At 41.0% G+C, this 10,497-nt stretch carries 8 protein-coding genes and 1 pseudogene; 4 read left to right on the top strand and 5 right to left on the bottom strand.

Annotated elements, in window-relative coordinates:
- The coding region (locus D7V32_RS16130; RefSeq protein ID WP_120403841.1) for an alkaline phosphatase D family protein at positions 1–1,422 on the top strand (1,422 nt) is incomplete at its 5' end.
- A gap of 43 nt (positions 1,423–1,465) precedes the next feature.
- On the opposite strand, the gene D7V32_RS16125 is transcribed toward D7V32_RS16130, so the two are convergent.
- On the bottom strand, positions 1,466–2,197 hold the full coding sequence (locus D7V32_RS16125) for a hypothetical protein (RefSeq protein WP_120403840.1): 732 nt from the start codon (positions 2,195–2,197) through the stop codon (positions 1,466–1,468).
- Positions 2,198–2,379: 182 nt separating this feature from the next.
- Here D7V32_RS16125 and D7V32_RS16120 point away from each other — a divergent pair, with 182 nt between their 5' ends.
- The gene (locus D7V32_RS16120) at positions 2,380–2,886 is read left to right on the top strand and encodes a hypothetical protein (RefSeq protein WP_120403839.1); all 507 of its coding nucleotides are present in this window, start codon (positions 2,380–2,382) and stop codon (positions 2,884–2,886) included.
- 216 nt (positions 2,887–3,102) lie between these two features.
- Here the strand turns inward: D7V32_RS16120 and D7V32_RS16115 are convergent.
- From D7V32_RS16115 to D7V32_RS16100, 3 genes and pseudogenes are all read right to left on the bottom strand, one after another.
- Positions 3,103–3,412, bottom strand: a pseudogene (locus tag D7V32_RS16115) (citrate transporter); the annotation flags it as partial.
- 631 nt (positions 3,413–4,043) lie between these two features.
- A complete protein-coding gene (locus D7V32_RS16105; RefSeq protein WP_120403837.1) occupies positions 4,044–5,369 on the bottom strand; it encodes a hemolysin family protein in 1,326 nt (441 codons plus the stop codon).
- 127 nt (positions 5,370–5,496) lie between these two features.
- Positions 5,497–6,486, bottom strand: a complete 990-nt coding sequence (locus tag D7V32_RS16100) for a LysR family transcriptional regulator (RefSeq protein WP_120403836.1) — start codon at positions 6,484–6,486, stop codon at positions 5,497–5,499.
- A gap of 658 nt (positions 6,487–7,144) precedes the next feature.
- Here D7V32_RS16100 and D7V32_RS16090 point away from each other — a divergent pair.
- A complete protein-coding gene (locus D7V32_RS16090) occupies positions 7,145–8,749 on the top strand; it encodes an isocitrate lyase (RefSeq protein ID WP_120403834.1) in 1,605 nt (534 codons plus the stop codon).
- A 97-nt stretch (positions 8,750–8,846) separates the two neighbouring features.
- Here the strand turns inward: D7V32_RS16090 and D7V32_RS16085 are convergent, their stop codons facing one another.
- Positions 8,847–9,221: a diacylglycerol kinase gene (locus D7V32_RS16085; protein ID WP_120403833.1), complete on the bottom strand. Its 375-nt coding sequence runs from the start codon at positions 9,219–9,221 to the stop codon at positions 8,847–8,849.
- Between the two features lie 253 nt (positions 9,222–9,474).
- Here D7V32_RS16085 and D7V32_RS16080 point away from each other — a divergent pair.
- The coding region (locus D7V32_RS16080) for an MBL fold metallo-hydrolase (protein ID WP_147394234.1) at positions 9,475–10,497 on the top strand (1,023 nt) is incomplete at its 3' end.

Genomic DNA, 10,497 nt, shown 5'->3' with positions numbered 1-10,497 from the left:
TTTTATCGTTTTAAATTTGGTGAAGTGCTTTCTCCTGCAGGTCAGACCAAAACTTTAGCTGAAGTGAATACCGCATTGGATAAAGTCAGTTTTGCAGTGTGTTCCTGTTCAAATTATCCAGCAGGCTATTTTCATGTTTATAAAGAAATGGCCAAACTGGATGTCGATGCAGTCTTGCATTTAGGCGATTATATTTATGAATATGGTCAAGGCGGCTATGCCGCAGAGGATGCCGAATCGCTGGGACGGGAATTGGCAGCAGATAATAATAAAGAGACCATTTCTTTAACGGATTACCGCAAGCGTTATGCGCTGTATCGTTTAGATGCCGATTTACAGGCTTTGCATCAGCGTCATCCTTTTATTGTGATATGGGATGATCATGAGCTGAGCAATGATACATGGCTGGAAGGCGCAGAAAACCATCAGGCAAATGAAGGCAGCTTTATTGAGCGAAAAGCGGCAGCTTTAAAAGCCTATTTTGAATGGATGCCGATTCGAGCGAAAAATGAAAACGATTATTTGCATATTTTCCGCCAGTTTAACTATGGTAATTTGGTACAGCTGAATATGCTGGATACTCGAATGATTGCCCGCAGCAAGCAGCTGGATTATGCGGATTATATGGATACCGCAGGCAACTTAGATGGCGCTAAATTTATGACAGATTTGGCCAGCGCGTCACGTATGCTGCTGGGACAAGATCAGCTGGCATGGCTTGGCAGCGCATTGGGGGCTTCATCGGCTAAATGGAATGTTTTGGGTCAGCAGGTCTTAATGGCGAAAATGCATATACCTGCAGAAATCTTAGCTTTGCTGGCTCAGGTGCAAAGCGGTACAGCTGGCGCCGCTGAGCTGAACCGCATTAAGCAGGTCATTGCTGAATTGACCATGATTAAAATGCAGTATTTGGCTGATCCGTCCAAGCTGACGGCTGAGCAAATTGCCCGTATTCGAACTGCAGTTCCTTATAATTTGGATGCATGGGATGGATATGTTTATGAACGAGAGCATTTGTACAGCATACTGAAACAGCTGAAAAAGCAGGTCGTGGTTTTAGCGGGCGATACACATAATGCATGGCATTCTGAGCTCTTTGCTCAAGATGGCATACAAGCTGGCATAGAGCTTGCGGTCAGTTCGGTGTCCTCTCCAGGCATGGAGAAGTATTTGCAAATCAGTACAGAAGACTTGCGCAGTTTTGAACAGGCTTTTAATTTGCTGATTGATGAACTGCAATACTGCAATTTAAATCAGCGCGGCTGGCTTCTGGTCGAATTTAATCCGGATGAAGTCCGCTCTAACTGGATGTTTGTTGATAGTGTAAAAACAAAGAGTTATCAGCTGGATGCGGCATCAGAAAAAATCATGTCTTTTGATCCTAAGATGAAACAGATTAAAACAGTTTCTAAAAGTGCATGAGTATTAAAATGGAATAATAAAACTGGGCAATATGCCCAGTTTTTTATTTGCTGATTTCTTCTAAATAGTCATCAATATCAACATGTTTAACGCTTTTGCATAACATATCTTCAAAATTCAGCGTTTGTAGATGCAAATCTTGCAGCTGCTGAATATTTTGCTTTAAAGACTTTTGGCGTTCTGCATTGTTCATGGTGAAAATCAGCTGTATTTTCTGTTTCAGGGTTTGCTTATAGAACCAAAAGCAGACACGGCGTGTTTCATCTAAATAGTAATAATCTTTTAGCGCTGTATCTGGGCGGAATAGGTTTTCTTTATAAAATTTGATAAAGCCGAAGCTCAAAGCAAAAAAGAATAAGACAGACTGCAGTAAATAGTTTTCAATAAAGGCAATATTTATCGCCTGCAAGATAATAATCGCCGCAAGTTTAATGGGGGTATGGCGCAGCTGCTGGTAGAGTGAAGTTGAGCTGTGTTTGATTTGTTTGATGATCAGCGGGCAGAGCAGCATAAAAAAAAGCATGATGCTGAGAACGGCAAGGCCGTAAGCCCGAAAACTGCCTATTTGCGTAAAGAGTATTTCAATTTGACTGTTCAGCACCATACTGATTGAAACAAAAATCATGGCTGCCAAGACCCAAGGAATCAGTTCTTTTAATTCATCAAACAAACCTTTGGTTTTCAGCATGCTATAAAGCAAAAAATTTCTTTTAAATGCCTGAGGATACTGCAGCTGTAATTGTTCTAAAAAAAGCTTGGCCTGTTGTTCCTTCATGGTCTATGTATGCAAAATGAAATAAGCCGACAATATAAAGCAAATTTAAACGCCGCGGCCAGCTAATTTCCGGCGAAGGCTTAGGTTTGCATAAAATTAGCGCATGACTGAAAGATATTTCCCTTTTTATGGGTTGAATATGAGAAAATACTTTTTTGAATTTGTTTGTTAAAAGGCAGTGTATGGCTGATCAATCTCCTGAATCCTTAAGCGATATCGAAATCTTAGATATTCTGACATCGATGAAAAAAGATGTGTTGAATACAGAGGCGGAAGCAATAATCCGAAATGGCGGAAAAGCGGGCCGTCAAGAGTCGCATAAGCAGGCATTGGTTTCACTAAGCCACGAATTTGAAGAAAAATTTGTAGAAGCGGTAACTTTGGCGCTGAAATTAAATGAAGGCCAAAGCAAAAAAATCCGTTATAAAAAAGACCGTATCCGTATTTTAAAAGCGCGCGGTATTGATTATATGGCAATTGATGGCGCAGAAACAGCGCAAGTATTGGGCCAAATTTCCCAAGCGATTACTCGTGAAGATGCAATTGTGACACATGACTTGCATAACATATTTCCATTTTGGAAAGAGGGTTGGCCAATGGTTCAATTTGATAATGCCTACAAGATTCTTGAAGATGACATCACGATTCACTATCAGGCTGTACTTGATGCATTGATCAGCAACTACTGATTTTTCTGCATAAAAAAAGCGCCTTAGGCGCTTTTTTATGCCATAAGCTTTTCAGCTAAGACCGGAGTAAAATGGGAGCATGCCAAAAAAGACCGGCAGCCAGCATAATGAAACAGGTAATAATGGCCCAAATAATAGTGGATTTCTGATGCTGGCTAAATTCAATACCTGCTAAACCGCTAAGTAAATAAGCTGAAGGTACAAGCGGTGACAGTAAATCATCAGCGCTAAAGTCAGGAGGCCATTAAACCAGCGCAAATGTGAGGGTTGGCTTCAGGGTTATTTAAAATCTGAATTTTATGGTCATGGCTGATATCCAATTCAATAATGCTTAAACGTTTGCGCTCCATACAGCCGTATATAAAGCCAAGGAGGTACAGCCATGCAATTGCAGACAGCATAGGCAGAACCATCGGGATAAATACGCCACTTGGGTCGACAGCAGCGTGCGGGTCGTTAGGCCTCTCCACAGTGATAGGTTCATAATGCCGCTGGGCAGTTTGCAGGCCATAATTAATGGGCTATCCAAGCGGTGGCGGTAAAGCGCTCAGGGAGGATATAAAAAACCAGCAGGGGCAAAACCATGTATTTAAAATGTGAATTTAATCACTATTTTCTGCAAAGATAAAATCAATAAAATAAAAGCTTAGTTGATTGAAAAATCATGTGATTGAAACTGTTGGGTTTTACGATGCAAGTCCTTGCGGTTTAAATAAACATAGCCATAAGAATTTTGATGGAGTTTAGTCAGTAAGATGGATTATGCTGTGGCTGAATAAAGCATATAAATGCCTAATCATGCAGCCAAAAACGAAAGAATAAGCGAATAGGAAGCATGAACAGGCGCCACCAAAAGATGAGCGGATCAAAGAGGATTGAATCCCAGCCCATTTGCATTGTCTGGTCGAAATTTCTGCGCTTTCGGCTGTTATGGCTTGGAACTACTAACCAAGAGCAGATAAATAGGATGACCGCAAAAACTAAATATAAGGGTTCGGACTGGACAGCAAAAAAGCGGTAAATTAAATACACTGCAGAATAAAAACTGAAGCAGGCGAATAAAGCATGTATCGACATGAGGTATATCCGTTATTTTTTATTGTTTTGTCTTTTGTCTTTAAAGTAGGGCACGCTTAACCCTACTTTAAATCAATCATTTAACTTGTTGGTTCTTCAGGTGGTTCTTCAGGCTGCTGCAGTAAACGCGTGACCAGCAGCTGGTCAATTTTAAAGTGGTCGACATCGACAACTTCAAACTTGTAATTGCTGTGAATCACCGTATCTGCAGGACGAGGAATTTTACGCAGGCGGTACATCATAAAGCCAGCCAGTGTCTCGTAATTTTCTTCATCAGGCATTTCATCTATTTCAAGCGCATGCTTAATGTCTTCAATCGGTGTGCTGCCTTCAATCAGCCATGAATTATTATCCCGTTTAATGATTTGCTGATCAGCTTCAATCGGTGTAACCCAGTCCCCCATGACTGTAATCATAATGTCGGACAGGGTAATTACACCTACAACTAAGGCATATTCATTAATCACCACCGCAAACTTTTCTTTGGTAGAGCGGAAACGGTCAAGCACTTCCGACAGTGTTAAAGTATCTGGAATTGTTAAAACATTACGAATCGTTGATTCATTCAGCTGGTTAATTTTTTGGTTGTTGAGAATGCGTACCAAAATATCTTTAGCGTCGACATAGCCAATGACGCTGTCAATATCTTCACTGCAGACTAAAAATTTTGAATAGGGAAATTCTGCTAACTTTTGGCGAATGCTTTCTTCTGCTTCGTTTAAAGTAAAGTACACCACATTTTCACGTGTGGTCATACTTGAGGGCACATTGCGCTCTTCCAATTCAAATACATTCTCAATGAAGTGGTGTTCCTGTTTCTGCAGAACACCTGCCTGCGCGCCTGCATCCATGACTGCTGAAATATCGTCAAAGGTAATATTGTCATCACGTTTCGTATTGACCTTAAATAAACGGAACAGCAGGTTTGCAATGGCGTTAATAAACCAAGCCAAAGGTTTGCAGACTTTAATGAATATTTGAATAGGATTAATAACGGAAACGGCAATTTTTTCTGGTGCAATCATGGCCAAACGTTTTGGCATCAAGTCTGCAAATAGAATAAATAATGAAGTCACCAAAGTGAATGACAGCACGAAACTGATCGTCTCTGCCCAGTTGCCAGTATAAAACTGCTGTACAAAGCTGAGAAAATAGGGGCGAAACGCACCTTCACCCAAAATACCGCCTAAAATTGCTACAGCATTCAGGCCAATTTGTGATGCAGCAAAAAAATCAGCTGAGTTTTCTTGTAAATCCAGTACTTTCTGAGCACGTTCCTCGCCAGATTCAGCAAGGATTTTAAGCTTCACTTTGCGGGCGCCAGCCAGCGCGATTTCAGTTAAAGAAAGGAAACCGGCTCCAGCAATGAGTATGGCTATAATTAGGATGTTCTGGAAGAGGCTCACAAATCTACCTGCGGATCGTCATTATTATGAATAATTTTTAACATAAAAAAAGCTTGAGGGAATATCTAAAATACTGCCTCAAGCCATAGTATAAGCTTAAAAATGAAGAATTTAAGAAAAAATATACTTAATAGTGTGAAAATTGAGAATTATTCATTAAAAATTCACGATTTTCTTCTTCAATCATTTGGCGCGCAACATACAAAATCAGCTGACGCAGCCAGCGGTGAGCAGGGTGATGATGCAGCAATGGACACCATGCCATTTTCAGTTCGAACTCTGGAATATAAAAAGGCGGGTCTTTAATCAGCAGGTTTGAACTGTTTGACTGTAAGCGAGCAATACGTGAAGGTAATGTTGCGACTAAGTCGACGTTTGAAGCCAATAAACCCGGCATTTGATAATGGCGGGTAAAGACTGAAATTTTACGTTTCTGGCCAATACGCTCTAAAGCCTGATCAATCCAACCGAGTCCAGCCTGTTTTTCAGGGTTGACACCAAAACCTACGCCCATGCCTGTTTTAGAGACCCAAATATGCTGTGCATCTAAATAACTTTTTAAGTTTAAGTTGCTGGCAGCAGGGTGTTTACTGTTTAACAGGCATGAAAAACTGTCACGCCAAACTAAAACTTGGTGGAAGCTTTGCGGAATTTCATTGAATCGGTTAATAGCAAGATCGACTTTACCTTGTTCCATGTCGCGGTAAGAGACATCACTTGGGGTTAAAAAGTCTAAAACCACATTTGGCGCTTCAGAGCGGAGGGCTTTCACCAAGCGGGGCACCAGTGTCGCCTCGGCATAGTCAGAAGTCATGATACGGAAAACGCGGTTGGACGTATAAGGCCGGAATTCTGTACGCGGTTCCAAGATCATGGATAAATCAGACAAAGCATCGCGGATACGCGGCTGCAGTTCTAAAGCGCGTTCAGTCGGCGTCATGCCTTCAGAAGAACGGATTAACAGCGGATCATTAAATAAATTGCGCAGGCGGCGTAAAATATTACTCATAGCAGGCTGTGTAACGCCAAGCTGTTCTGCAGCGCGAGTGACGTTTTTTTCACGAAGCAGCACATCAAGATAGATTAATAGATTAAGATCGACCCGCTCCAAATTCATAAAATAAATACCGAAAATAACTTCTAGAAATTATTTTGATTATGCCATAACTAGAAATCTTTTGTGTATAAAGGTGATGAAAAAAAGCCATTGCGGCAATGAATGACCGCATTTTTGCTGAAAGCAGAAACCGAGTGTTATCAAGGCTTTCAGGACAAATTTATTTTTAATATGAGATGTTTTTTACTCACTGAATTGCTTGGTCTCCATGCTGCGGCATTAAATTTTAGGCCTCAAAATTCAATATGGAAAATGCCGAAAGACTATCTCATTATAAATTGCGGAAATAGTTGTAAAACCGTATGTAAAACAATCAATAAAATGATTTTTCCCAGTATCGGAATTGCGTCAAGACTTAAGTCTAATAGTTAAAAAGTGCGCATAATGAAGATAAATTAAACACTATTCATATTTTTACTAATTATGAATATTCTTTATATACAATGATTTGTGCTGGGTTGGTTATATTATAATAAGACTTTAATCTACATATTTTTTAAATAAATACCGAAAATTAATACAGACTATTGGATTAATTTTTTTACTCATTCTAATCTTAACCCATCACAGCGAAGTGCTCTAAATCTATACAAAACATTGAGGGTGTGATTTTAGAGTACGCTGCAGAAAAATCCTAATATTAAGACAGGAAAATATCATGACTACATATTTATCAGCGATTGATGCAATCCGCGAATTAAAAGCAAAATTCGGTGCAACATGGCGCGACATCAGCCCAGAAGATGCTGCGCGCATGCAACTGCAAAACCGTTTCAAAACTGGTTTAGACATCGCGAAATACACAGCTGCAATTATGCGTCGTGATATGGCTGCATACGATGCAGACTCTAGCAAATACACTCAATCACTAGGCTGCTGGCACGGTTTTATCGCACAGCAAAAAATGATTGCGAACAAAAAATACTTCGGTACTACAGAACGCCGCTACATCTACCTTTCTGGCTGGATGGTTGCTGCGCTTCGTTCAGAATTCGGTCCGCTTCCTGACCAATCTATGCACGAAAAAACTTCAGTACCTGCATTGATCGAAGAAATCTACACTTTCCTTCGTCAAGCTGATGCGAAAGAATTAAACGACTTGTTCCGTGCGCTTAAAAAAGCAAACGAAGCTGGCGACACTGCTAAAGCTGCTGAAATCACTGCTCAAATCGACGGTTTCCAAACTCACGTTGTGCCAATTATTGCGGACATCGACGCTGGTTTCGGTAACGAAGAAGCGACTTACTTACTTGCTAAGAAAATGATCGAAGCGGGTGCTTGTGCACTACAAATCGAAAACCAAGTATCTGACGCGAAACAATGTGGTCACCAAGCTGGTAAAGTAACAGTTCCACACGAAGACTTCATCGCGAAAATCCACGCTCTTCGCTATGCATTCTTAGAAATGGGTCTTGACGACGGTATCATCGTTGCACGTACTGACTCTGAAGGCGCTGACTTGACTCAAAAAATCCCAGTGGTTAAAGAGCCAGGCGACATCGCTTCTCAATACATCAGCTACTTAGACACAACTGAAATTGACATTGCTGATGCTCAAGAAGACGAAATCCTAATCAAACGTGATGGTAAACTTCACCGTCCAAAACGTCTTGCTTCTGGTCTATATCAATTCCGTCCAGATACACAAATTGACCGTGTTGTTCTTGACTGTGTATCTAGCCTTCAAAATGGTGCTGACCTTCTTTGGATCGAAACTGCAACGCCAAACGTTGAAGAAATCGCTCACATGGTTAACCGTGTACGTGAAACAGTTCCAAATGCGAAGCTTGTTTACAACAACTCTCCATCGTTCAACTGGACTTTAAACTTCCGTCAACAAGCTTACGACCGTTGGGTTGCTGAAGGTAAAGACGTTTCTGCTTACGACCGCGCTAAACTAATGAGCGCTGAGTACGATGCGACTGAATTAGCTGCTGATGCTGATGAAAAAGTACGTACATTCCAAGCAGATGCTTCTCGTGAAGCGGGTGTGTTCCATCACTTGATCACACTTCCGACTTACCACACAGCGGCTCTTTCTACTCACGAGCTTGCTCAAGGTTACTTCGGTTCTGAAGGTATGTTGGCATATGTTGCTGGCGTACAGCGTAAAGAAATCCGCGGCGGTATCGCTTGTGTTAAACACCAAGCAATGGCTGGTTCGGACATCGGTGATGACCACAAAGAGATCTTCTCTGGTGACAACGCTCTTAAAGCGCACGACGATGCTAAAAACACAATGAACCAATTCGCTGCTCACTAAGCACTGAACTGATTCGAAAAAACCCTGCAAAAGCAGGGTTTTTTTATGCCGTTTATAAAGTTAAAAAATTGAGTTTGCTGAAATATTTAAATGCAGCTTATGGCCACAGAATAATAAGCCAAGTGATGAATACGATGGCTAATGCGGTGAATTGAGCTGCGCTGCCCATATCTTTAGCAATTTTTGAAAGCGGATGTTTCTCTAAAGAAACACGGTCAACAACTGCTTCAATGGCTGAATTAAAGAGTTCAACAATCAGGGCTAATAAACAGACGCAAATCATCAGCGCATGTTCTGCACGGCTGATATGAAATAAGAAGCTTGCAGGAATTAATAGGGCATTAAGCAATATAATTTGACGAAACGCTGCTTCATTTAGAAATGCTGCCTTAAATCCGTCGAGTGAATATTGTGCGGCATTCCAGATTCGTTTTAGGCCAGTTTTACCTTTAAAAGGGGAGTATGCGTTCATAAAGCGATTCAGTATTTTTCGTCTAGCAATAATCTATCGCGGCATTATTAAAGCTTTCTGAAATTGCTTAAATTGAAGCCATGAACTGAGTATGAGTCTATGTATTCAATAATTTGTGCATTTGAGTCAGTTTTAAGACTTAAAAAATGAATAAAAATCAGGCAGAATGGCCGCACAAAAATCCAATAACAATATTGAATAAAAAACAGCGCTTCTTTCTGTATTTAGGAAGCACTCAATTTAAGGCAAAATAATGAATAACAAATTTTTGGGAATCTTGCTGGCTATTTCTAGCTTGCACGCCTCTGCATCTGAGACAAATCATTCATCTGCGTCAACAGCGGCTTTAGCTGCAGCGGTCTCAGCGGCGAATAGCGGTTTTTTCACATTCGATTTGGGCGACTATAAAGTTGTTGCATTGCATGATGGTAAAAAGATGTTTAGCCGCAGTTCATTCAATCAGAACTTAACCGCAGAAGAACTGCAGGCACTTTTGTCCGAAACGGCATCGGCAGAATTTTCAGGCAGTGTGAATGCTTTTTTAATTGATAATAAAAAGGGTAATTTAACTTTAATTGATACAGGCGCAGGCAACTGTCAGGGAGATCAGCTTGGTTCTGCTGCTAAAAATATGCAAGCAGCAGGCTATAAGCCGCAATATGTCAATGCGGTGCTGCTGACGCATTTAGACTTAGATCATGTTTGCGGTTTAATCAATAATGCCAAGGCTGTGTTTCCTTTAGCGAATGTCTATATCAGTGAACAGGAGCTGTCATATTGGCAGGCAGATGAAACATTAAAATCTTTGTCTGATGGAAAAGCTGCGGAATATACAGCTGTGGTTGGACAAGTGCGGTCGGCTTTAGCACCTTATCAGATGCTGAAAAATGTAAGAACTTTTAAAGCGGGTGCAGTGATTAATGATATTGAAGTTGTATCGAGTCTAGGGCATAGCGCAGGCCATTTTTCTTTTTTGCTGCAGAGTCAAAAAAAGTCGATGGTTTTTGCCGGTGATTTTGTTCAATTAGAGAAGCTGCAGTTTATTGCGCCAAAGCTGTCGAGTGAATTGGATTTTGACCCAGCTGAGTCAGCTCAAAGCCGTGAAGCGCTATTTTCAAAATATGCAGCAGAGCAGCTATGGCTTGCTGTTTCACATTTACCATTTCCAGGTATAGGTAAAATAAATGCTGCCGCTGCTGGACACTATGAGTGGATGCCGTTAGGCTCACCTGCAACACCTGCAACACCTGCAACACCTGCAACACCTGCAACACCT

Source organism: Acinetobacter tianfuensis (genome assembly GCF_003611465.1).
In the GTDB taxonomy this organism is placed as follows: domain Bacteria; phylum Pseudomonadota; class Gammaproteobacteria; order Pseudomonadales; family Moraxellaceae; genus Acinetobacter; species Acinetobacter tianfuensis.
Note: the sequence above shows the minus strand (reverse complement) of the source record. Positions and strands in the feature narration are given on the sequence as shown.

Excerpts from the sequence above, each read along its gene's own strand:
- D7V32_RS16125 (WP_120403840.1), bottom strand. The coding sequence starts at position 2,197 with ATGAAGGAACAACAGGCCAAGCTTTTTTTAGAACAATTACAGCTGCAG.
- D7V32_RS16120 (WP_120403839.1), top strand. The coding sequence starts at position 2,380 with ATGGCTGATCAATCTCCTGAATCCTTAAGCGATATCGAAATCTTAGAT.
- D7V32_RS16100 (WP_120403836.1), bottom strand. The coding sequence starts at position 6,486 with ATGAATTTGGAGCGGGTCGATCTTAATCTATTAATCTATCTTGATGTG.
- D7V32_RS16090 (WP_120403834.1), top strand. The coding sequence starts at position 7,145 with ATGACTACATATTTATCAGCGATTGATGCAATCCGCGAATTAAAAGCA.
- D7V32_RS16085 (WP_120403833.1), bottom strand. The coding sequence starts at position 9,221 with ATGAACGCATACTCCCCTTTTAAAGGTAAAACTGGCCTAAAACGAATC.